The organism is Stenotrophomonas sp. YJH_SMC_12-1, from assembly GCF_059370935.1.
Map to the genome: position 1 here is coordinate 610,309 of NZ_JCAFUD010000001.1, position 23,097 is coordinate 633,405.

Below are 23,097 nucleotides of genomic sequence, written 5' to 3' on the forward strand. Positions count from 1 at the left end.
GGCGTGGATCTACCATGGACCCGGCGCAGGCCGGCAATTCATCGACCATACGGTGACGGGCGTGCAGACGCCGCCCATCGCGGCGATGATAGGGGGGTGCGGGTCCCCCTCCCCGCGAACGATGCCTACGCCATGTCCACGACTTCCGTTGCTTCGATCCGCGAAGAAATCGCCAGCGCCCTGACCCACGGCCTCGGTGCCGTGCTCGCCCTGGGCGCCGGTGCGGTACTGATCACCCTGGCCGCCATCTACAGCGATGGCTGGCAGCTGGCCGGCGCGATCGTATTCGGCATTGCGCTTCTGCTGCTGTACACCGCCTCCACGCTGTACCACGCCATCCAGCACCCGGTCGCCAAGGGCCGCCTGAAGGTGTTCGACCACTGCGCAATCTACGTATTGATCGCCGGCACCTATACCCCGTTCACCCTGATCGGCCTGCGTGGCCCGTGGGGCTGGGGCCTGTTCGCCGCGATCTGGACCCTGGCCCTGGCCGGGGTGGTGTTCAAGCTGTTCTACACCGGCCGCTTCAAGGCGCTTTCCACCGGCATCTACATCGCCATGGGCTGGCTGGTGATCGTGGCCATCAAGCCGATGCTGGCCTCGATCGACGGCTGGACGCTGGGCTGGCTGCTGGCCGGCGGCCTGTCGTACACGCTGGGCACCTATTTCTATCACCGCGAATCGATCCCCTATTCGCACGCGATCTGGCACCTGTTCGTGATCGGCGGCAGCGTCTGCCACTTCGTCGCGGTGACCATGCAGGTGCTGTAACGGCGCGGGTTGTGCACACCACGCACATGGACGCTTCGCGCCCCGTCCACGATGAAGGGGCAACCATGGCAGCGTGAATGCTGCCGCCTCCCCTGCCGCAACGCGCGCTTGCCGCTGGCGCCTCCGCAGACCTGGCCCGCGCGGCCGGCGCTGGCTCACGGTCCTGGTCTTCCTGCTGGCAGTGATCCTGGTGGTGATCGCGCTGTGGGACTGGAACTGGTTCAAGGGTCCGGTCGAGCGCGCGGTGCATGCACGCACCGGTCGTGCACTGCACATCGGCCACCTGGATGTCGACCTCGGCCGCACCAGCACCATCCGTGCCGATGCGATCACTTTCGCCAATGCCGCCTGGGCGAAGCAGCCGAACATGGCCACGGCCGACCGCGTCGAGATCGACGTGCGGGTATGGCCCCTGCTGCGCGGCAGCGTGCAGCTGCCGGAAGTGCGCCTGACCCGACCGGACGTGCTGCTGGAAACCGCCCCGCGCAAGGGCGAGCCGGGCAACTGGGATTTCCTCGGTGACAGCGCTGGCGGCACCAGCCCGCAACTCAAGCGCCTGCGCATCGACGACGGCCGGCTGCAGTTCCTCGACGCACTGGGCCGCACCGACATCCGCGTGGGCGTGCGCAGCGGCCAACCGAAACAGGCCGATGCCTCGCCGCCGCTGCTGGTGCGGGGCAAGGGCCGCTGGCAGGGCAACCCGTTCACCCTCCAGGGCGGTACCGAATCACCGCTGGAACTGACCGACAGCGACCACCCGTTCCGCATCCACCTCGACGGCCGCGCCGGTGCCACCCACGCAGTGGCCCGCGGCACGCTCACCAACCCCTTCCAGCTGCGCGTGTTCGACCTGCAGTTCGCGCTCAGTGGCCAGGATCTGGCCGATCTCTACCCGCTGCTCGGCATCGCCATCCCGCCCTCACCGCCCTATGCGTTGGACGGACGCCTGAAGCGCGACCACAACGTCTGGCGCTACGACAGCTTCACCGGCAAGGTCGGTGACAGCGACCTCGCTGGCAACCTGCAGTTCGAGGTGGGACGCGACCGTCCACGGCTGACCGCGACACTGGAATCCAGGCGCCTGGACTTCGATGACCTGGCCGGCTTCGTGGGAGCGCCACCGAAGACCGGCGGCGGCGAAACCGCGAACGCGGAACAAAAGGCACAGGCCGCCCGCATCGCCGCCAGCAGCCGGGTATTGCCCGACACGCCCTACAATCTGGGCAAACTGCGTGCGATGGATGCCGACGTGCGCTGGAAGGCCCACCGCATCAACGCGCCCTCGTTGCCACTGGACGACATGGACGCGCACCTGCTGCTGGATGACGGCGTGCTGCGGCTGGACCCGCTGAACTTCGGCGTGGCCGGCGGCGATATCCGCAGCACGATCCGCATGGATGCACGCCAGGCGCAGATTCGCACCGCGTTGAGGGCCAGCGTACGCGGCGTGCAGCTGGGCCAGCTTTTCCCGGATGCGAAGCTGGCCGAGCAGGCCAAGGGCGGCATCGGCGGCGAAGTGGACCTGAGCGGGCACGGCAACTCGATCGCCGCCATGCTCGGCAGCAGCAGCGGCAAGGTCGGGCTGGCGATGGGCCGTGGCCATGTCGGCAACCTGGTGATGGAACTGGCCGGGCTGGATATCACCGAATCACTGAAGTTCCTGGTGACCGGTGACAAGCAGATTCCGCTGCGCTGCGCCTTCGCCGACTTCGGTGTGCAGGACGGCCTGATGACCAGCCAGGCACTGGCGGTGGACACCACCGATACCATCCTCATCGGCGAAGGCACGGTCAGCCTGCGCGACGAGACCCTGGACCTGCTGCTGAAACCGCGCCCGAAGGACAAGAGCATCCTGGTACTGCGGTCACCGTTGCATATCAGCGGCACGTTCAAGGACCCGTCGTTCCGCCCTGACTTCAAGGCGTTGGGTATTCGCGGCGCGGTGGCCCTGGCACTGGGCAGCATCGCGCCGCCGGCGGCATTGCTGGCTACGATTGAACCGGGGCCGGGCAAGGATGCCAACTGCGGTGGGCAGTATGCGAAGTAGGGTTACAGCGTTGTTCGCGGCGCCTCCCTTCCCGCGCGTAGAGCCGGAGCAAGGCGACAGGCAGGACACGCCGTAAATACGTCCCTGTAGGCTCGGTCGGCGCATCCATGCGCCTCACGGTCCTGCCTGCCGCCTTGCTCCGGCTCCGGACAGTTTCCTGCGCGCGCGGAACGAGAGCGAAGTTCAAAGTCAAAAGAAAGAGCAGAATCAAAAGCCAATGCCAACCAAGGTTGGCATCTACCAGGAGCGGGGGACCGGCACTGAAACGCACCGCGCTCGCGGGAACGTGTCCAGAGGCGGAGGGTCCTGCCCAGCCGCACCCTCCGCCTCCCAACGTATCAGGAAGGCGCTGCTTTGGCTTTGAGCTTCGAAAAGCGGGCCGGCGGGCCGCAGGCCCGCCAGCGAAAAACTCATCCCGCCACGATGTACTGCTGCAGCTGATCCAGCTCCCTGCGCTGCGCATCGATCACCGACTTCACCAGGTCGCCAATGGAAATCACCCCCAGCACCTGCACGCCCTCCACCACCGGCAGGTGGCGGATGCGGTAGTCGGTCACCAGCTGCAGGCAATGCTCCACCTGTTCGCCCGGCGACACCGTCACCACCTGCGTCGTCATGATCTCGGCCACCGCCGTATCGCGCGAAGAACGATCACGCAACACGATCTTGCGCGCGTAATCGCGCTCCGAAAGGATCCCGACCAACCGCGGCCCGTCCATCACCAGGACCGCGCCAATGCCCTTTTCCGCCATCAACCGGATCGCATCGATCACCGCCGCATCCGGCGCGACCGCATGTACTTCAGGAGACTTGCCGTCCAACAGTTGCCGTACCGTGGTCATCTGCCTGCCCTCCGAGGGTGGGTTGCAGGGCCGAGTCTGCCACGGCGGATGCTAGCCACGCGTCAACCAGGTACAACGGCCGCTGCTTGGACTCTTCGTACAGGCGCCCCAGGTACTCACCGATCAGGCCCAGCGCGATCAACTGCACCCCGCCCAGGAACAGGATCACCGCCATCATCGTCGGCCAGCCCGCCACCCGGTCGCCGTACAGCGCGGCCTTGACGATCACCCACATGCCGAACACGAAGGCCACCGCCGCGGTTGCCAGCCCCAGGTAGGTCGCCGCGCGCAGAGGCACGGTCGAGAACCCGGTAATGCCTTCCAGGGCGAAGTTCCACAGCCGCCACAGGCTGAACTTGCTGGTGCCGGCCACGCGTGCGTGGCGGTGATAGGGCACCGCCACGCGCTTGAAACCCACCCAGCTGAAAAGCCCCTTCATGAAACGATGGCGCTCACGCATCTCGCGCAGCGCCCTCAGCGCGCGTGGTGACAGCAGGCGGAAATCCCCGGTATCGGCCGGGATCGGCGTACGCGAAAGGCGCCCCATCACGCGGTAGAAGATCGCCGCCGTGGCACGCTTGATCCAGGCCTCGCCATCGCGCGCCAGGCGCGTGCCATAGACGTTGTCATGGCCCTCGCGCCAGCGCGCGACGAACTGCGGCACAATCTCCGGCGGGTCCTGGCCATCGGCATCCAGTATCATCGCCGCCCCTTCGCGCACCAGGTCCAGGCCAGCGGTCAGTGCGGCTTCCTTGCCGAAATTGCGCGACAGCTTCAGCGCGGAGACCCGCGCGTCGGATTGGGCCAGGCGGGCGATCACCTCCCAGGTCCCGTCATGGCTGCCGTCGTCCACGTACAGAATGTGGCCGTCGATGTCGGGCAGCGCGTCGAGCACCGCGCACAACCGCGGATGCAGCAACGGCAGTGCCAGGGCCTCGTTGTAGGCGGCGATGACGAAAGTGAGCCGTTCGCGGGTCATGCCCGGATTGTACGTTGCCGCCGGCCGTAGATCAGGCGGCGCGCGCTCACTCTTCCGAAAGGTACGCGGCCCCGCCCAGCTGCCGTGCCTGCCGCTGGATCCAGGCGGCGCGCCGCTGCACGTACGGCCCTGGCTTTGCGGCGTTGTAGCGCCGCGGTGCCGGCAGCACCGCCGCCAACCGCGCGCTATCGGCCGGGCTCAACCTGGCCGCGTCCTTGCCCCAGAACTTCTGCGCCGCCGCCTGAGCTCCGTACACGCCATCACCGAACTCGGCGATGTTGGCGTACATCTCCAGGATGCGCTCCTTTGGCCACAGCGCTTCGATCAGCACGGTGTACCAGACCTCCAGCCCCTTGCGGATCCAGCTGCGGCCCTGCCAGAGGAACAGGTTCTTGGCCACCTGCTGGCTGATCGTGCTGGCGCCACGCAGTCGCCCGCCCTTGGCATTGTGGTCGCGGGCCTTCTCGATGGCCTGCAGGTCGAAGCCGTTGTGGTCGGGGAAACGCTGGTCCTCGGCGGCCACCAGCGAAATCGGCAGGCTCGGCGCCATCTGGTCAAGGTCGCGCCACTGGTAATGCAGGCGATAGGACCAATCGGCCTCGCCCAGCGCCTCGCCATAGCGCCACAGCATCACCATGGACACGGGCGGGTCGATGAACCGCAGCACCAGGACCTGCAGGCAGCTGAAAGCAGCCAGCAGCACCGGCAGCCACAGCAGCCGTTTCCAGCGCCAGCGCCTGCGGCGCGGGCCTTCTACGACAGCTTCCACCTTGTGCTGCTCTCCCCCTGCCCCCATTACTGGTGCATCCTTCTTCTATCTGGTTGTCGGCGCATTATCCGGCAACTGCCCCCGTTTACGCGCGATGTGAGCCGATGACCGCCAACTCCGATTCCCTGATCCGCTTCCTGCTCCCCGACGCCGGCGTCCGCGGCGTCCACGTGCACCTGCAGGCCACCTGGCAGGAAATCCTGTCCCACGCCGAGTACCCGGATACCGCCGCCGAACTGCTCGGCGAGGCCTGCGTGGCCTCGGCGCTGTTCACCGGCCATACCAAGATCGATGGACGCCTGTCGATCCAGCTGCGCAGCAGCACTGCCCTGCGCACCCTGTTCGCCGAATGCACCGCCGCCGGCACCCTGCGCGGCATCGCCCAGCTCAGCGAAGGCGGCGACGCGCCGCGCGACCTGTCCAGCCTGGGCGATGACGCGATCCTCGCCATCACCATCGAGAACCCCGGCCTGGACCCGCGTGAACCACAGCGCTACCAGAGCCTGGTCGGACTGACCGCGCCGGAACTGGACGAGGCCTTCGAGGACTACTTCCGCCAGTCCGAGCAGCTGCCGACCCGCCTGCTGCTGGCGGCCGACCGCAATGGTGCCGCCGGCCTGCTGCTGCAGAAGCTGCCGGGCGACGAGGGCGACGAGGACGGCTGGGCGCGCGCCAGCGCCCTGTTCGAGACCCTGGGCAAGGCTGAACTGCTGGCCACCCCGGCCGAGCAGCTGCTGCACCGCCTGTTCCACGAGGAGAAGCCGGCGCTGATGGGCGAAAAGCCGCTGTCCTTTGCCTGCTCCTGTTCCCGCGAGCGGGTGGCGGCGATGCTGCAGTCGCTGGGTGAGGAGGAGGCCCGTGCAGCGGCTGCAGACACCGGCGCCGTCGAGGTCCGTTGCGAATTCTGCGGGCGTGAGTATCACTTTCCATTGACGGAGTTCGGCATACTGTTCCACGGCGCCCAGGGGGCTGTACCGGCGCCTGAACGGCTTCAATGAACGGCAGTCTTGTACCTGGGGAGGATCAAGGCTTGTTAAGAATTCATAAACACCCTACGATCAAGTTCCCGTCCCCACGGGAACTTCCGTTGTCCGTCCCTGTCTGAACTGGTCCGATGCGTACCTTCCTGCGTCTACCGCTGGCCATGATGATCGCCCTTGGCGCGATCACGGGCGTGCATGCGCAGAGCAAGGACACCCGCACCGTGCTGCCGGTATGGAACAAGGGCAGCGGCAAGGTCGAGGCTCTGCTGTACCTGGAGCCGACCGGTGAGCAGGCGGCCGGGGCGCGTTGGCATTTCGGCCGCAACTCGCTGGATGCGGCCTTTGGCCTGTCCTCCGGCGATTCGCTGGGCCTGCTCTGCAGCAGCAGCGGGACCAGCATGAGCGGTCTGGCCAGCCACTGCATGCTGGCCAGCCTCGGCGACGAGGACGACCTCAACAGCCGGCGTTTCACCGGCACCGCCGCATTGAACCGTGGCAGCAGCCGCCTCGGCATCACCGCCGGCACCGGCCGTGAAACCCTGCCGGCATGGCTGGCAGGCCCGAACAAGACCCCTTCGCTGCGCGCCGAGCAGAATGACCTGACCGTGTTCGCACAGAAGAACATCGGCCGCGAAGGCTTCGTGTCCATTGCCGGCACCTACGCCAAGGCCCGCCTGGTACCGCTGGCCGACGCCTCGCCGGCCATTGCCGACCGCTGGGACAGCAAGAGCCTGAGCATCGGCGCCGGCTACGGCAATTTCACCGGCAGCATCATCGGCCGCGTCATCGACGTGCCCGGCAAGCCCGGCAAGTGGGAAGGCCTGGGTATCGGCCTGACCTGGCGCACGCCATGGTCCGGCCAGCTCACCGTGGGCGCCGAGAACGTGATCAGCCGCGGCAAGAATCCGTTCTCGCCACGCAACGAAAGCAACGACGACGGCACCGTGCCGTACGTGCGCTACGAGCAGGACCTGTAAGCTCCCTGCTGCCTCACCGCGACGTTTCCGCGCGCGCTCCCTTCGCCCATCCCCGTAATGACACCTCGCCGCCACCACGCGGCGATGCGCAAGCGCCTGTGCGCGGCCTGGTCCAGCACGGCTGCGCAAAGGCCTGCGCCATCAAGCCTGGCTGCCCCATGAAAAAAGCCACGCCCCTTTCGGGGCGTGGCCATGTCACACATACATATTACGCCGCGATCAGAAGCGCTGGGTGTACTTCATGTACAGGAAGCGACCGATGTCGAAGCCACCGTAGTAGGAGACGTTCGCGCTCGGCTGGCTGTACATGGTCGGGCCCACGCGGCCGAACACGTTGTTGGCACCCACGGCCACGGTCGCATTCCACGGTGCGTTCCAGCGCAGCTGGACGTCGTTGAATACGGTCGCGCCACGCTGGTTGGTCGCGCTGCCCACCGCCACGCCCTGGTTGTTCGGCGAAGCGTAGTTCGGCAGGTTGCACTCTTCCGGGAACGTCACGGCACTCAGGCACGCTTCCTTCATGCCGGAGAAGTAACGGACGGTCCAGCTGGCGCCGAAGTCACCCATTTCCCAACCCAGGTTCAGGTTCGAACGCACGCGGAAGGCGTAGCCAGCCCAGCCCACGCCGGTGCGGGGGTTCGGGTGGGTGACCGCGTTCTTGGTGGTGACCAGGTCATCACGCGAGGTGTAGGTGCTGGTCCACTGCGCGCTGAAGTTGCCGAAACGATCGGTCGGCAGGCGGTAGCTGACATCCAGGTCGAAGCCTTCCACCTCGCGGTAACCGGCGTTGATGCCGGTGCGCTTGAGGTTGTTGACGATGCCGGTCACCGGGTCACGCGTGAACGCCGAGCAGCGTGCCGCGATGTCGTTGATGTAGCAGTCGTTGAGGATCAGGTTGGCCGTGTCCGAGATGATGGTGTTCTCGACGCGGATTTCCCACCAGTCCAGCGACATGTTGAAGTTCTGGATGAAACCCGGGCTCCAGACGAAGCCCAGGGTCTTGGACGTCGAGGTTTCCGGGGTCAGCTGGTCGTTGGAGCCGGAGACGAAGGCCAGCGGGGTCTGCGACGATGCAGCGGTGGTCGGGGTGAAGCCCTGCTGCTGCTGGCGGAAGTTGGCTGCATTTACGCCGGCCGGCAGTGCGGCGGCGCAACGGGCACGCACCGCAGGATTGGTGCGCGCCGCACCGTAGACCGAATCGCACGGATCGGTGAAGAAGTCGAACGACTGCGAACCGCCGCTGTACAGGTCGGCGATGGTCGGGGCACGGAAGCCTTCCGCCCAGGTACCGCGGATGAGCAGCGAGTCGATCGGCTTCCACTTGAAGCCGAACTTGCTGTTCAGCGTGGTGCCGAAGGTGTCGTAGTCCGAATGGCGGGTGGCCGCGTTGAGGCTCAGCTCGCGGGCGCCCGGCAGGTCGGCCAGGATCGGCACGTTGAACTCGGCATAGACTTCGTCAACCTTGTAGCCACCACCGGTGGGGAAGTTGGCCAGGCCGGAGGTGTTGCCCGACTGCACCAGCGCGTCCGGGCTGAAGCTGCCGGTTTCCTTGCGGTGCTCGACACCCACGGCGAAGCCCAGGTCGCCGGCAGGCAGGGTGAACAGGCTGCCGGCCAGGTTGGCGGTGATGACCTTGGTGGTGGTCTCGGCGGTGGAGTGCGCGGACGGGAACAGCAGGTTCTGCAGGGCGGTGTTGCCGGTCAATGCGCCGTTGGCACCGTTGCTCTGGATGCCGGCATGCAGGAACGGGTTGTACGGCACGCACTGGTTCAGCCCGATCGGGTTGGCCACGGTACCGCACTGCGCCACGCCGCTGCTGTTGATGAAGGACGGACCCACCGCCGCACGCAGCGCGGTCAGGTTGAGGTCGCCGGTGCTGGTCTGGACCAGCTTGTTGTTGTTGTACAGGTAGCCGACATCCCAGTCGAACAGGCGGTCGGAGAACTCGAAGCTGCCTTCCAGGCCGCCGCTGAAGCGGAAGGTGGTCAGCTCGGCGCGGGTGTTGCGCGGCACTTCCGAAGTACGACGCCACCAGTTGGCGATGTCAGCACCCAGCGGATTGAACACACTGCTGGCCGAAATCGGCGAACCGAAGGCCAGTGCGCCGTACGGGTAGCCGGCGATCTGGCGGTTCGAATCGCGGAAGCTGTACAGCATGTTGGTGCGCAGGCGCACGTTGTCGGTCAGGTCGTAGATGCCATCGACGAACACTGCACGGCGTTCCTGCGGGGTACGCAGGTCGGTCTGCAGGTTGGTGTTGGTCTTGTCCTTGGTGGAGAAGCTGTTGACGTTCTGCGCGACGTAGTCGGCCTTGTTGTTCGCGTTGCCACCCTCACGCAGGATCACGCGCACTTCGCGGTTCGGGTTGGATGCGCTGGCGGCCGGATAGGTGACGCCCGGCAGGCCATCGGCCGGACGGCTGACGAAACCGCCGAACTCACCGACGGTGGTCCAACCGAAGTCCGGGTGGTTGGAGCTGCGCGGGAACGCACCGTACGGACGATCGGCCGCCCGCACCTTGTCTTCCTTGGCGTACTCGGCACCGATGGTCAGCGAACCGCGCTCACCCTTCACGCCCATGGTGAAGTCCATGGTGCGGGTGGCACCGTCGCCTTCACTGTACTGGCCGTAGTAGACGCTGCCGGTGGCGCCTTCGAAGTTGGTACGGGTGATGATGTTGATGACGCCGGCGATGGCATCGGAACCGTAGATCGACGAAGCGCCGTCCTTCAGCACTTCGATGCGCTCGATGGCCGAGACCGGCACGGTCGAGATGTCCTGCAGGCCACCGGTGGTGATGCCCAGGCGCTTGCCGTTGAGCAGCACCAGGGTGCGGGTGGCGCCCAGGTCACGCAGGCTGATGTAGGTGCCGCCGACGGCTTCGCCCGAGGACAGCGGCTGGGCACGGCTGATCGGCGGCGTACCCACGGCGCTGATGTTCTGCAGGATGTCAGCGACCGACGAGAAGCCCTGCTTCTCGATGTCAGCGCGGTTGAGGGTCAGGACCGGCTGGGCGGTTTCGACGTCGACGGTACGGATGCGCGAACCGGTGACTTCGATGCGGTCCAGGTTGGTGGCGGTCTGGGCAGACGCCACCCCGGTACCGGCAACGGATGCGGCGCTGGCGGCCAGCGCAACGCACACTGCATCGCGCAGCTTGTTGCTGTTCAACTTCATGGGCTCTCTCTCCATGGATCTTGGGTTGTGTGCTGAGTCCAACCGACGTGCCCCAAAAGGGAGGCACAAAAAACGGCTGGTGACCCGATAGTAGCCACACTTGATCTGGAATTAAAGAGTCGTTAAGAAAATGCCCAAATCGCGTGAAACCAGCCTCACCACGACATACGTTGGCGCATTGAGGTCGCCTGCAAGGCGCATTCGGCACTTGCAGGGCGCCATTCTCCCATTCAGCTGGGAATGAGCGTCTCGATCAGATGCTCGACATAGGCCTCGAAATCCTCGCGGGCCTGCTTGGGTTGCTGCAGCTGCAGCGACAGCTGCAGGAAGCCGACGTAGGCGGCATAGGCCAGGCGCGCGCGATGCCGTGCATCGGTGGAGCTGAGCCCGGCCTGGCGGAACGAAGCAACCAGGTAGTCGAGCCGGCGCTGCGAAACGCGGTCGATCACCGGGCGCACCATCGGGTGGTCCAGCGCCTTCAGCAGTTCGCTGTAGATGATGTGCGGCTGCACTTCGTGCGCCACCATCTGGAACAGCTGGCGCAGGCGCACGCGCGGATCCGGCACGTCCTCCAGGCTGCCGAACACCTGTTCCTGTTCGAACAGTTCCCAGCGTTCCAGCGCCGCCTGCAGCAGTGCATCACGCGAGGGGAAGTGCCAGTAGAAACTGCCCTTGGTCACGCCCAGGCGCCGCGCCAACGGTTCCACCGCGACGGCCCCCACACCTTGTTCAGCAATCAGATCGAGAGCGGCCTGGGCCCAGTCTTCGGCACTCAGGCGGCTGTTGCGGCCGGCGCGCGGTTCGCCGGCGGAAGCGTCAGGTTGATTCATGGGCTGATTTAACCATACGCCGGGGTTCGTTGCAGTACGCGGTTGCGGCCGAAACCGTCGCGGCGCCCGCCTGGGCACCTGCCGCAGCGCACCATACCGTGCAGTATTGACTTCCCTCACAAGCGATCCATACTAGCAAGTATGGTTACGTCCCCTACTCCCGCTGCGTTCCATGATCTTCGCCTGGAGGCCGCCCATGGCGCACGCCTGGCCGCAACCGCCAGCGACCACGGCCGCCGTGGCCGCGTGTTGTTCGCGCATGGCTTCGGCCAGACCCGGCACGCATGGAACGCCACCGCGCGGGCCCTGTCTGCGGCGGGGCTGCAGACGCTGGCCTACGACGCCCGTGGCCACGGCGATTCGGACTGGAATTCTGCCGAACTGCCCTATCACGGCGAGCAGTTCGCTGATGACCTGATCGTGCTGGCCGGGGAACAGCCACGCCCGCCGGTGCTGGTCGCAGCCTCGATGGGCGGCCTGTTCGGCCTGCTGGCCGAATCGCGCTGGCCGGGCCTGTTCTCAGCGATGGTGCTGGTGGACATCACCCCGCGTTGGGATACCGCCGGTGTTGAACGCATCCTGGCCTTCATGACCGCCCATCCCGACGGCTTTGCCTCGCTCACCCAGGCCGCCGATGTGATCTCGGCCTACATGCCGCACCGTCCGCGCAAATCCGAGCAGTCGCTGCGCGCACTGCTGCGCGAGGACGGCCACGGCCGCTGGCGTTGGCACTGGGACCCGCGCCTGGTGGCCGAACTGGCGCGCGACAGCGAGCAGCACCAGGATGCGCTGGCCGAGGCCGCACGCCAGGTGAAGTGCCCGCTGCTGCTGGTCAGCGGCGGCCGAAGCGACCTGGTCACGCCACAGACCGTGGCCGAATTCCTGGCGTTGGCGCCGCACGCGCGTCATGTACAGCTGCCGCAGGCCACGCACATGGTCGCCGGCGATGACAACGACGCCTTTACCGCTACTGTGTTGGACTATCTGGACGTGTTGCCCGCAGCGGATGCTGCAGCTTCGTCCGCCACAAACGAGCACGTCACCGGAGCACGCTCATGAGCATCGTTCTTCCCTTCCTCGCCCTGCTGCTGGCAGGCGCGTTCGTCGCCTACCACCGCATGCGGCTGGTTACCTGGACGCTGATCAGCGTGGCCCTGCTGGTCGCCTGCTGGTTCATTCCCTACGTCAACCAGACCGCCACGATCGTGGCTGCCGCCGCATTGGCCGTCATCGCCGTGCCGCTGCTGCTGCCGTTCATCCGCAAGCCGCTGCTGACCGGCCCGATGATGAAGGTGTTCCGCAAGGTGCTGCCGCCGCTGTCGCAGACCGAGCGCATCGCGCTGGAAACCGGCTCGGTTGGCTTCGAGGGCGAACTGTTCACCGGTGATCCGGACTGGAACATCCTGCTCAATTACCCCAAGCCGCAGCTGACCGCCGAAGAACAGGCCTTCCTCGATGGCCCGGTCGAAGAGCTGTGCACGATGGTCAACGACTGGGAAATCACCCACGTCCACGCTGACCTGCCGCCGGAGCTGTGGGCCTTCATCAAGAAGAACAAGTTCTTCGGCATGATCATCCCGAAGGAATATGGCGGCCTGGGCTTCTCTGCGCTGGCCCACCACAAGGTGATCCAGAAGCTGGCCTCGGTGTCCTCGGTGGTCAGCTCCACCGTCGGTGTGCCCAACTCGCTGGGCCCGGGTGAACTGCTGGTGCATTACGGCACCCAGGAACAGAAGGACCAGTACCTGCCGCGCCTGGCCGATGGCCGCGAAGTGCCCTGCTTCGGCCTGACCGGTCCGTTCGCCGGCTCCGACGCCACCTCGATTCCAGACTACGGCATCGTCTGCAGGGGCGAGTGGAACGGCGAGCAGGTGCTCGGCGTCAAGCTGACCTTCGACAAGCGTTACATCACCCTGGCCCCGGTCGCTTCGCTGATCGGCCTGGCCTTCCGCATGTACGACCCGGATGGCCTGATCGGCGACACCCGCGACATCGGCATCACCCTGGGCCTGCTGCCGCGCGACACCGCCGGCGTTGAAATCGGCCGTCGCCACTTCCCGCTGAACTCGACGTTCCAGAACGGCCCGATCCGCGGCAAGGACGTGTTCATTCCGCTGACCCAGCTGATCGGTGGCGCGGCCATGGCCGGCAAGGGCTGGAACATGCTCAACGAGTGCCTGGCCGTGGGCCGCTCGATCACCCTGCCGTCCACCGCCAGTGGCGGAGCCAAGGCCGGTGCCGCCGTGACCGGCGCCTATGCACGCATCCGCAAGCAGTTCGGCCTGTCGGTCGGCCGCTTCGAAGGCGTGGAAGAAGCGCTGGCCCGCATCGGCGGCAAGGCGTACAAGATCAGCGCGCTGTCGCAGGCCACCGCTGCTGCAGTCGACCGTGGTGACGTGCCGTCGGTACCGTCGGCCATCGCCAAGTACCACTGCACCACCATGAGCCGCGAAGTGATCTCGGACATGATGGACGTGATCGGCGGCAAGGGCATCATCCTGGGGCCGCGCAACTTCGCCGGCCGCAGCTGGCAGGCTGCGCCGATCGCGATCACCGTGGAAGGCGCCAACATCATGACCCGCAGCCTGCTGATCTTCGGCCAGGGTGCGATCCTCTGCCACCCGTGGGTACTGAAGGAAATGAAGGCCGCGCAGGATCCGGATACCCGTGCCGGCCTGCAGGACTTCGACCGCAGCCTGTTCGGCCACATCCGCTTCGGCATCTCCAATGCCGTGCGCTCGTTCTGGTTTGGCCTGACCGGCGCGCGCTTCGGCGCCGCCCCGGGTGACGCCTACACCCGCCGCTACTTCCGCAAGCTGGACCGTTACTCGGCCAACCTGGCGCTGATGGCCGACATCTCGATGATGACCCTCGGCGGCAAGCTGAAGTTCAAGGAATCGCTGTCCGGCCGCCTGGGCGACGTGCTGAGCCACGTCTACATGACCAGCGCCATGCTCAAGCGCTACCACGATGAAGGCGCACCGCAGGCCGACCAGCCGCTGCTGGCCTGGGCCTTCCATGACAGCGTGCACAAGATCGAGGAATCGCTGTCGGCGGCCCTGCGCAACTTCCCGATCCGCCCGATCGGCTGGCTGATGTGGGCGCTGATCTTCCCGCTGGGCCGTCGTGCCGAGGCCCCGGGCGACCGCCTGAGCCGCCGCGTCGCCGCCCTGCTGATGGCGCCGAACGAAGCCCGCGACCGCTTGGCCAGTGGCGTGTTCCTGACCCCGTGCGAGAACAACCCGGGTGGCCGCATCAACAGCTACCTGAGCAAGGCGATCATGGCCGAGCCGGTGGAGCGCAAGTTCCTGAAGGCGCTGAAGAGCAAGGGCATCGAGGCGCTGGACTTCAAGAGCCAGCTGGACGAAGCCGTGGCCGAGGGCGTGATCACCCAGGACGAGCGCAGCCTGCTGGAAGAGCTGCGCACGCTGACCCTGGATACGATCACCGTGGACGACTTCGACACCCACGAACTGCGCGCGGCCAGCTACTACGACCGCCAGCACAAGGATCCGCATTCGCAGGCCGCCTGATCGCCCGCGATACGCGTTGCCTTCGACGGCGGGCCTCGGCCCGCCGTCGCTCTATCCGAAGACCGGAACACCGACCATGTCCACGCCTCTGCTCTCGCTCTACCACCGGCTGCAACGCTGGCCTGCCGGCACCTGGCTGTTCTCGCGCGCGGTCTGCTTCAAGGCGCCCTACTTCGCCAGCATCGCGCCGCGCATCACCCGCCTGGAACACGGCCGCTGCGAAGGCACGCTGGCCGACCGCCGCAGGGTGCGCAACCACATCGGCACGGTGCACGCGATCGCGATGTGCAACCTGGCCGAACTGACCGCCGGGCTGATGGTCGACGCCTCGCTGCCGAAGGGCATGCGCTGGATTCCGAAGGGGATGCAGGTGCAGTACCTGGCCAAGGCACGGGGCATGCTGCAGGCGGTGGCATTGCCGGCCCAGCCGATCGTGGCCGCTGCCGAGGGCTATGCACTGCCGGTGACGGTGAGTGTGCGCGACCGCGCGGGGACGGAGGTGTTCAGCGCGGTCATCGACATGTGGATGTCGCCGGCGAAGTAGTGTTCCAGCGAACGGCGCAGCCCCTCGTGGGTGGACGGTTGATCGCAGAAAGCCTTGGTTTGGCTGGGGGCGGTGAGTTCGCGGGGGACGCCGTGAACCCGTCCTTGGGGGCTTGGCCGCGGCATCCATGCCGCGGACACCCCCGCGAACTCACCGCCCCCAGCCTCTGACAAATCTCTGTGGCGTCCACCCACGGAAGAGAAAAAAAGAGCAAAAGCAAAAGCAAAAGCGGCCCTTCGGCCGCTTTTTTCATGCGCGCAGAACCCACGAGCGCAGCGACCCGCTGTTGCTCTTGATCTTCTTTTTCTTCTCCGTGGGCTGGCCGCACACGGAACCTGTCAGGGGCCGGGCGGGTTGGGTTCGCGGGGGTGTCCGCGGCATGGATGCCGCGGCCAAGCCTACACGGACGTACTTGCGGCGTCCCCCGCGAACCCAACCCGCCCAGCCAACCCCATGACAAGCATTACGCGACCAACCCACGAGGGGCTGCGCCGTTGGCTGGAAATCACGCCACCGCGCGAAACACCAACGCCAGGATCGCAGGCACCGCCTGGATCATGAAAATGCGCCGGCTCACGCTGTAGGCGCCATAGCACCCTGCCACCACCACGCAGGCCAGCGAGAACGTCACCAGCACCGGCTGCCCGATCACCAGCCCCACCACGATGCCTGCTGCCAGGAAGCCGTTGTACAGGCCCTGGTTGGCCGCCAGCACCCGCGTGGTCTCCGCCTTCTCCGGCGTGTTGCGGAAGGTCTTCAGGCCCAGCGGGCGGGTCCACAGGAACATCTCCAGCACCAGGAAATAGACGTGCAGCAGGGCGACGAGCAACGTCAGGGTGAGTGCGATCCAGTACATGGGCAGTTCCTTGGACAGGGATGGGGATCGGGCCCCGGAAAATCAGCGGTCGCGCGGCAGTTTCTTTTCTTCGCGCAGTACACCGAACGCGGCTGCGGTCATGCACGCGGCCACCAGCATGCCGCCGATGAACACCACGTGCGAGCCGAACAATGACAGGCCCTTGTGCACCCAGGCAAAGCTCAGGTCCGCACCGCGGTAGACCACGGTGTCGATCGCTGCGCCGGCCTTGTAGCGCCACTGCCGGTCCACGCGCGTGTAGATGGTCTCGCGCGCCGGCTTGGCCAGTGCAAATTCGCTGGCGCGGGTCATCACCTGCACCACCGCGACCATCAACGGCATCGGCGAGGCTGCCAGCACCGAGAAGCCGATCAGGATCGCGAAACCGGGAATCAGCAGCGCCGGCGCGATGCCGTGGCGCGACAGCAGCCAGCGGGTCAGGCCCACCTGCATCAGCAGCGCCAGCGCGTTCACTGCCAGGTCGATGCGCGAGAAGAACGCGGTACTGGCCGCCGGGTCAGTGAACGCCGCACGCACGATCGCAGCCTGCTGGTTGTAGAGCAGCGTCCCCACGCCCACGCCGAACACCACCATGATCGCCAGCCAGCGCAGCAACGGCTCGCGCACGATCAGTTTCAGGCCATCCAGCACGCTGCCGCCCATCGGCTTCTCACCCGATACCAACTGCTGCTCCTGCTCGCGCAGCACCGCCCAGTGCCGCAGGCGCCAGATGCAGAACAAGCAGATCGCCAGGAAACCGGCCGACACCAGCATCAGGTTGGCGATGCCCACGCGCTGCACCAGCGCACTGGTGATGACCGGACCAAGGAAGGCACCGACGGTGCCCGCCGCGCCGATGTAGCCATAGAAGGCCCGGGCCTGCACATTGGAGAAGACATCGGCCATGAAACTCCAGAACACCGCCACTGCGAACAGGTTGAAGACGGTGATCCAGAAGAAGAAAGCCATGCCGCGGCCAGGCACGCCGCTGTCGAACATCATGTAGAAGCCAAGCAGGGTCACGATGAAGAACCCATACACCGCCGGCAGGAACACCCGTCGCGGGAAGCGGCTGACCAGCCAGCCGTACACCGGCTGCAGCACCAGCATGATCACGAACACACAGGAGAACAGGAACTGCAGGACGAAGTCCTTCAGCGCGATGCCGTGACCGGCGAACCAGGCAATCAGCATTGGCGGGAACACCGTTTCCAGGTCCGCCGAGGCGGCCATGGCTTCACGCACCGGACGCAGCACGTAGTAGCCGCTGAGCAGGCAGAAGAAGTACAGGAACGACCACCACAGCGCCGGGGACTCGCGCAGTGCCGCCATCAGCCCCTGCAGCGGGCCCTTCCCTCGTACCGCGCTCACGCGGCGTCCCTCGCCAGATGACGGCGGTTGGACAGCGGCATGGCAAGCTCCGGGGCGGTGAAGCGCGTACGTTATCCAATGCACTGCAACATCGCCAGCAGGTGGCCGTCTGAAGGCCGCAACGCGGTGTCATGACCGGGTCCGGATGACACGTTCCGATACACGCCTTCGAGGCGTCAAAATCCCAACTTTTTCAACGAGATGCGCATTCATCTTCGCTTTGTTTGTGCACAGAGGAAAAGCGGCGCTAGAATCGCCATCAGCAGTCGCGCACGGGTCCCACCGATGAAAAAGAACAGCCTGCGTCGTCCGATCCGTTCGGCGGCCACCGGTTTGCTGGGCATGTTGATGCCTGTTGCCTTGTCCACCACCGCGCAGACCCCGCCGCCGTTGCCGCCGATGCCGGCCAACATCGAGTCCGCTGCGGCCACCGCCGTTGCCCACACCCAGCCGGCGGCCTACCGTACCGGGCTGGTGCCGCAGGTGCAGGCGCCCGCCGCAGGCTTCAACGTCGCCAATATCGAATCGATGGCGCAGCAGCTCACCTATGGCGAGCGCGTGCCGGGCATGGCCGTGGCCATCGTGCAGGGCGGCCGCATCCTCAGCGCGCGCGGCTATGGCGTTACCGACGTCAACAATCCGCTGCCGGTCGACGCCCACACCGTGTTCCGCCTGGCTTCGCTGTCCAAGGCCTTCGCCGGCACCATGGCCGGACTGCTGGTCAACGACGGCACGCTGCGCTGGGACAGCAAGGTCACCGACTACGTGCCGGGCTTCCGCCTCAACTCGCCCGAAGCCACCGACCGCCTGACCGTGGCCGATGTGCTCAGCCACCGCGTCGGCCTGCCCTACAACGCCTACGACCGCGACATCGAAGGCAACGCCGAGTACTACGCGCTGACCCAGAAGCTGGCCAACACCAGCCTGAAGTGCCTGCCGGGCGACTGCTACGCCTACCAGAACGTGGCCTTCAGCCTGATCGGCGACGTCGTCTATGCCGCCTCCGGCAGCTTCTACGAGCAGTCGGTCGAGCGCCGCATCTTCAAGCCGCTGGGCATGAACGATGCCAGCCTCGGCCTGGCCGGCATCCAGGCCAGCTCGCGCTGGGCGCGCCCGCACGTGCGCAGCCGCAACGGCTGGGTGTCGCTGACACCGAAGCCGACCTACTACCGTGTTGCCCCGGCGGCTGGCGTCAACGCCAGCGCCAGCGACATGGCGCAGTGGCTGCTGGCGCACACCGGCCATCGCCCCGATGTGCTGCCGGCACCGCTGCTGGCCACCCTGCATTCGAGCCTGATCAACACCCCCGGCGAGATGCGTTCGGGCTGGCGCCGCGAGCGCCTGCACTCGGCCGGCTACGCGCTGGGCTGGCGCACCTTCGACTACGCCGGCCACGACGTGGTGTTCCATGCCGGTGCCGTACAGGGCTACCGCGGCCTGGTCGCGCTGGTGCCGGAACGCGATCTCGGCATCGCCATCATGTGGAATGGCGAGAGCGGCCTGCCCAGCGGCCTGCTGCCGACCGTGCTCGATTCCGCGCTCGGCCTGCCGGCACAGCGCTGGCTGGATGTGGACACCGACTTCGGCAGCGACAACCTGATGGCCGAAGGTGCAAGCCCGGCGCAGCAGGACAAGCGCAAGGGCAAGGGCGCTTCCAGCAACCGCGCGGTGGCGTCGCCGCGCTGATCAGGCGGGCGCGACCGTGAGCATGAAGGGCGGCCTGCAGGCCGCCCTTTTTGTTGGCTGTTGTGGAATCGAGCCGCGCTCGACTCTACAAACGGAGGGCTAATGCGCGAAGTAGTGCATGCCGCCGTCCACCGGAATCACCGCACCGGTGATGTAACCGGCCAACGGCGAGGCGAGGAATGCCACCAGCGGCGCCGCTTCTTCCGGCTCACCGAAGCGCCCGATCGGGATGTTACTGGCGATGAACGCGCGTCGGCTTTCCTCGGTGGGATGCAGGCGGTCCAGGATCTGCGGGCTGTTGATCCGACCCGGCGCAATGGCATTCACCGTGATGCCCTGCCCGGCCACCTCCGACGACAGCCCCTTGCTCCACAGATGCAACGCTGCTTTCGCCGCGGTGGCGGCATTCACCGAACGGGGCTCCATCGAACCGCTGAAGTTGATCACCCGCCCCCATCCCTGCGCCTGCATCGCCGGCAGCAGTGCCTGGGTCAGCCGTCGTGCGGCAGAGAAGTTCAGCGCCAATGCCTCCTCCCAGATCGAGTCGGCTGCATCGACGGTCGTTGGCCGCGAACCGCCAGCCGCGTTGACCAAGATGTCCACCCGCTGCAACGCCGCCAGCGACGCGTCAGCAATGCGTCGCACGTCCCCGGCGTCAGTGACATCGCCCAGCAGGATGATCGGCGCGGGTGCGCCCGCCGCTTCGATCCCTGCCGCCAGCGCCTGCAGCGGTGCCTGCCGCCGTGACGAGATGGCAACACGTACGCCCTGCGCGGCCAGTTGCCTGGCGACAGCGGCACCGATGCCACTGCCCGCCCCGGTGACCAGCGCTGTGCGTCCCTCAAGATTCAAATCCATCGTGTTCTCCTTTCAGCACGGCCGGTGGATCCGGCCCCTGCAGTGCATGCTGTTTGATCACCCGTGATTGATAAACTCCGCAAAAGTTTCAGCATTCAACACCCGGAGTGTCAGATGAACCTGCTGGAAAGCATGCAGGTCTACGTGCTGATCGTGGACAAGGGCAGCCTCAGCGCTGCGGCGGCAGCACTGGCCATCTCCCCGACGATGGCCGGCAAGCACCTGCGTGCGTTGGAGGCGCGGCTGGGCATGCAGTTGCTCAGTCGTACCACCCGGCGCCAGCACATGACGCCGTTCGGCGAGGACTACTACGCCCGCTGCCGGGAGATCCTGCGGCTGGTGGAGGAAACCGATGCTCAGGCCCAGTACCAGCACCTTGCACCTGCAGGCACGCTGCGCATCAGCGCGCCGGTGATCTTCGGCACGCATGCGCTGGTGCCGGCGTTGGCCGATTACATGGCGCGCTACCCCGACGTGCGTGTCGACGCGGTGCTGACCGACCGCGTGGTCGACCTCGCAGAGGAAGGTTTCGAAGCAGCCCTGCGCATCGGCACGCTGGCCGACAGCAGCGTGCTGGTGGCGCGTGCATTGGCACCATATCGCTTGATGATGTGCGCCTCGCCCGGATACCTCGCCCGGCACGGTACGCCCTCCGACCTGCTGGCGCTTGCCCGGCACCAATGCCTGTCCTTCGAACCCAGCGCGCTGGCGCAGTGGCTGCAGGCCGATGCTGGCGGGCTCGGCCATGTGCCCACAGGTCGACTGCAGATCAACAACGGCGAAGCGCTGCGTACAGCGGCGCTGCATGGGCTGGGCATCGTGCTGCAATCGGCACTGCTTCTGGCCGCGGATGTCGAGGCTGGGCGGTTGGTGCAGCTGTTTCCCGAACACGGCCACGCGGGGCGGCCGATGCACGTGGTCTACGCCCACGACCGCTATCCCTCGACCCGCCTGCGCAGCTTCATCGATTTCCTGGTGGAGCGCTTTCCACCGGCGCCGCACAGCTAGCATCGACCGTCAGCAAGGCGGTCGAGCATGGCTCGACGCTACCAATGGCTCCATAAAAAAAACCCCCTCCCCGCTGGGCAGCCAGGGAAGGGGTTTCAGGATGCGGCTATCGGGAAGTACTTAGATCAGCGGCGCCGGGGTTGCCGGCAGAGCGACCGGAGCGGCCTTCTTCTTGCGGGCGGCCGGCTTGCGCTTGGCAACCTTCTTCGCTGCCTTCTTCGGGGCAGCCTTCTTGGTGGCCTTCTTCGCGGTCTTCTTCACTGCCTTCTTGGCGGTCTTCTTGACGGCCTTCTTGGCAGTCGCCTTCTTCGCGACCTTCTTGGCCGGCTTGCGGGCCGTTGCCTTCTTGGCAGTCTTCTTGGTGGCCTTCTTGGCTACCTTCTTCGCGGTCTTCTTGGCAGGAGACTTCTTGGCTACCTTCTTCGCCGCCTTCTTCACTGCCTTCTTCGCAGTGGCCTTCTTGGCGACCTTCTTCGCAGCCTTCTTCACTGCCTTCTTGGCGGTCGCCTTCTTCGCGACCTTCTTCACTGCCTTCTTGGCAGCGGCCTTCTTCGCGACCTTCTTCACCGCCTTCTTGGCGGCGGGCTTTTTCTTCGCAGCTTTCTTGGTTGCCATGGGATGGCTCCTCGTCAGTGATAGGGAGTTGAAACGCCCAGGTGGATCAAACCCGCGGATGCTGCGTGCGGGGACCGCCGGCGCGTCAAGCGCGCCGTTACGGATGCGGCAATGCCCGCCTCGATCGGCGGAGCGGGCATCGGAACGGGAGGTGCCTTGCATTTCTCCGGGGGAAGCGGGGCCATGTCCACCGTCATCTGGGTCGCGGTGGTCTTGAAGGGGCTGCTTCGCATCGGACGATTGATTCTGCGCACTCGGTTTGGCAGGCAAGGTCTGCTGAGGCGAAACCTAATCACGGTTTTTTTTACTGTCAACAACCCCCGCGAAAAATTTTCACATCCGCGCCATCCGCGGTGTTGCCTGCACGGTCGCGACGCTCCGCCCTCGACGACCAACAAAGCACCACGCACGCGCGTTGCCTGCAGCAACAACAACGCAAGCGTTGAACAAAAACCACTTGAAATAGGCACTCTGCGCAGATGCATGCATGTTGGCGGCCGCTGCATGCACGCAACGCCGGCACCGGCCGGCGCCGGCACCAGCGCCAGCACAACGGCACCGCAACGGGGGGCGAAAAGTTTTCACATCCGGACGCGTCGGCGCGGGGCGGAAACGCGGATTTGCGCAAAACTGCGCACGCCCCTCGGTACCGTTCGCGGGTCTGCTGATGCCGCGTCGAGGGCGCGCAGCAAACCCTGCGTCATGAGCCGACGTACTCGCCAAAACAAAAACGGCCACCCGAAGGTGGCCGTTGCAGAACCCGTAAACGACGACTCAGTGGTCGTCGTTCTCCAGGGCTTCGGCGTACGCGTCCGGGTCCAGCAGCTCGTTGACCTCTTCAGCGTTGGTCAGTTCGACCACGAACATCCAACCTTCGCCGTAGGCATCTTCGTTGATGGTTTCCGGCTTGTCGGACAGGGCCGAGTTGACCTCGACAACCTTGCCGCTGATCGGGCTGTAGACGTCCGAGGCGGCCTTCACCGACTCGACGACGGCGATCTGTTCGCCGGCCTTGGCGTCGGCGCCGACTTCCGGCAGTTCGACGTAGACCAGGTCACCCAGCAGGCCCTGGGCATGGTCGGAAATACCGACGGTGACGCGGCCATTGCCTTCGACACGGGCCCACTCATGGGACTTGAGGAACTTGAGGTCGCCGGGGATCTCGCTCATGGGACTGCTCCAGAGATATGCAGGGGTGGAAAAAACGGGGCTAGTGTAACCAACCGGCCGCCACTGCTGTCAGTGACGACC

The 23,097-nt window shown here is 66.1% G+C and carries 19 protein-coding genes; 9 read left to right on the forward strand and 10 right to left on the reverse strand.

Annotated elements, in window-relative coordinates:
* The first annotated feature begins 132 nt into the window (after nt 1-132).
* On the forward strand, nt 133-771 hold the full coding sequence (gene trhA, locus AC5P8Y_RS02825) for a PAQR family membrane homeostasis protein TrhA (protein ID WP_010482744.1): 639 nt from the start codon (nt 133-135) through the stop codon (nt 769-771).
* A 73-nt stretch (nt 772-844) separates the two neighbouring features.
* On the forward strand, nt 845-2,818 hold the full coding sequence (locus AC5P8Y_RS02830) for an AsmA family protein (RefSeq protein WP_049404527.1): 1,974 nt from the start codon (nt 845-847) through the stop codon (nt 2,816-2,818).
* Nucleotides 2,819-3,228: 410 nt separating this feature from the next.
* Here the strand turns inward: AC5P8Y_RS02830 and AC5P8Y_RS02835 are convergent, their stop codons facing one another.
* Genes AC5P8Y_RS02835 through mtgA form a run of 3 tightly spaced genes read right to left on the reverse strand, consistent with a single transcriptional unit; the run spans nt 3,229 to nt 5,435 of the window.
* Entirely contained in the window at nt 3,229-3,660 is a 432-nt protein-coding gene (locus AC5P8Y_RS02835; RefSeq protein ID WP_033834030.1) for a CBS domain-containing protein, read from the reverse strand.
* Nucleotides 3,620-4,639 (reverse strand): glycosyltransferase family 2 protein, encoded by a 1,020-nt coding sequence (locus AC5P8Y_RS02840; protein ID WP_049404525.1) that lies wholly within the window; start codon nt 4,637-4,639, stop codon nt 3,620-3,622. The genes AC5P8Y_RS02835 and AC5P8Y_RS02840 overlap by 41 nt, the downstream gene beginning before the upstream one ends.
* A 46-nt stretch (nt 4,640-4,685) precedes the next feature.
* Nucleotides 4,686-5,435, reverse strand: a complete 750-nt coding sequence (gene mtgA / locus AC5P8Y_RS02845) for a monofunctional biosynthetic peptidoglycan transglycosylase (protein ID WP_005410686.1) — start codon at nt 5,433-5,435, stop codon at nt 4,686-4,688.
* 77 nt (nt 5,436-5,512) lie between these two features.
* Here mtgA and hslO point away from each other — a divergent pair, with 77 nt between their 5' ends.
* Together hslO and AC5P8Y_RS02855 are read left to right on the forward strand one after the other, a co-directional pair.
* Nucleotides 5,513-6,406, forward strand: coding sequence for an Hsp33 family molecular chaperone HslO (hslO, locus tag AC5P8Y_RS02850; protein WP_005410687.1), 894 nt, complete (start codon nt 5,513-5,515; stop codon nt 6,404-6,406).
* Nucleotides 6,407-6,555: 149 nt separating this feature from the next.
* Complete coding sequence (locus AC5P8Y_RS02855) at nt 6,556-7,368, forward strand: XOO1806 family protein (RefSeq protein ID WP_024956328.1); 813 nt, start codon at nt 6,556-6,558, stop codon at nt 7,366-7,368.
* 219 nt (nt 7,369-7,587) lie between these two features.
* Here AC5P8Y_RS02855 and AC5P8Y_RS02860 read toward each other — a convergent pair whose 3' ends face one another.
* Together AC5P8Y_RS02860 and AC5P8Y_RS02865 are read right to left on the reverse strand one after the other, a co-directional pair.
* A complete protein-coding gene (locus tag AC5P8Y_RS02860; protein ID WP_033834033.1) occupies nt 7,588-10,545 on the reverse strand; it encodes a TonB-dependent receptor domain-containing protein in 2,958 nt (985 codons plus the stop codon).
* Nucleotides 10,546-10,775: 230 nt separating this feature from the next.
* Nucleotides 10,776-11,375 (reverse strand): TetR/AcrR family transcriptional regulator, encoded by a 600-nt coding sequence (locus AC5P8Y_RS02865; RefSeq protein WP_005410690.1) that lies wholly within the window; start codon nt 11,373-11,375, stop codon nt 10,776-10,778.
* A 141-nt stretch (nt 11,376-11,516) separates the two neighbouring features.
* Here AC5P8Y_RS02865 and AC5P8Y_RS02870 point away from each other — a divergent pair, with 141 nt between their 5' ends.
* From AC5P8Y_RS02870 to AC5P8Y_RS02880, 3 genes are all read left to right on the forward strand, one after another.
* Nucleotides 11,517-12,434 (forward strand): alpha/beta fold hydrolase, encoded by a 918-nt coding sequence (locus tag AC5P8Y_RS02870; protein ID WP_005410691.1) that lies wholly within the window; start codon nt 11,517-11,519, stop codon nt 12,432-12,434.
* Complete coding sequence (locus AC5P8Y_RS02875; RefSeq protein WP_049404523.1) at nt 12,431-14,908, forward strand: acyl-CoA dehydrogenase; 2,478 nt, start codon at nt 12,431-12,433, stop codon at nt 14,906-14,908. The genes AC5P8Y_RS02870 and AC5P8Y_RS02875 overlap by 4 nt, the downstream gene beginning before the upstream one ends.
* A gap of 76 nt (nt 14,909-14,984) precedes the next feature.
* Nucleotides 14,985-15,452, forward strand: a complete 468-nt coding sequence (locus AC5P8Y_RS02880) for a hotdog fold domain-containing protein (RefSeq protein ID WP_005410693.1) — start codon at nt 14,985-14,987, stop codon at nt 15,450-15,452.
* A gap of 505 nt (nt 15,453-15,957) precedes the next feature.
* Here the strand turns inward: AC5P8Y_RS02880 and AC5P8Y_RS02885 are convergent.
* Nucleotides 15,958-16,308 carry a DUF1304 domain-containing protein gene (locus tag AC5P8Y_RS02885; RefSeq protein WP_043034500.1) on the reverse strand — a complete coding sequence of 117 codons (351 nt, stop codon included), beginning with the start codon at nt 16,306-16,308 and terminating at the stop codon, nt 15,958-15,960.
* A gap of 42 nt (nt 16,309-16,350) precedes the next feature.
* Nucleotides 16,351-17,640 carry an NTP/NDP exchange transporter gene (locus AC5P8Y_RS02890; protein ID WP_172958442.1) on the reverse strand — a complete coding sequence of 430 codons (1,290 nt, stop codon included), beginning with the start codon at nt 17,638-17,640 and terminating at the stop codon, nt 16,351-16,353.
* A gap of 324 nt (nt 17,641-17,964) precedes the next feature.
* On the opposite strand from AC5P8Y_RS02890, the gene AC5P8Y_RS02895 reads away from it, so the two are divergent.
* Nucleotides 17,965-19,365, forward strand: coding sequence for a serine hydrolase domain-containing protein (locus AC5P8Y_RS02895; protein ID WP_005410697.1), 1,401 nt, complete (start codon nt 17,965-17,967; stop codon nt 19,363-19,365).
* Between the two features lie 99 nt (nt 19,366-19,464).
* Here AC5P8Y_RS02895 and AC5P8Y_RS02900 read toward each other — a convergent pair whose 3' ends face one another.
* Nucleotides 19,465-20,223 (reverse strand): SDR family NAD(P)-dependent oxidoreductase, encoded by a 759-nt coding sequence (locus tag AC5P8Y_RS02900; RefSeq protein WP_049402543.1) that lies wholly within the window; start codon nt 20,221-20,223, stop codon nt 19,465-19,467.
* 114 nt (nt 20,224-20,337) lie between these two features.
* Here AC5P8Y_RS02900 and AC5P8Y_RS02905 point away from each other — a divergent pair, with 114 nt between their 5' ends.
* Nucleotides 20,338-21,231 carry a LysR substrate-binding domain-containing protein gene (locus AC5P8Y_RS02905; RefSeq protein ID WP_049402544.1) on the forward strand — a complete coding sequence of 298 codons (894 nt, stop codon included), beginning with the start codon at nt 20,338-20,340 and terminating at the stop codon, nt 21,229-21,231.
* Nucleotides 21,232-21,351: 120 nt separating this feature from the next.
* Here the strand turns inward: AC5P8Y_RS02905 and AC5P8Y_RS02910 are convergent, their stop codons facing one another.
* Both AC5P8Y_RS02910 and gcvH read right to left on the reverse strand, forming a co-directional pair.
* Complete coding sequence (locus AC5P8Y_RS02910) at nt 21,352-21,846, reverse strand: hypothetical protein (RefSeq protein WP_049402545.1); 495 nt, start codon at nt 21,844-21,846, stop codon at nt 21,352-21,354.
* A 774-nt stretch (nt 21,847-22,620) separates the two neighbouring features.
* Complete coding sequence (gene gcvH, locus AC5P8Y_RS02915) at nt 22,621-23,016, reverse strand: glycine cleavage system protein GcvH (RefSeq protein ID WP_005410701.1); 396 nt, start codon at nt 23,014-23,016, stop codon at nt 22,621-22,623.
* Nucleotides 23,017-23,097 lie beyond the last annotated feature (81 nt).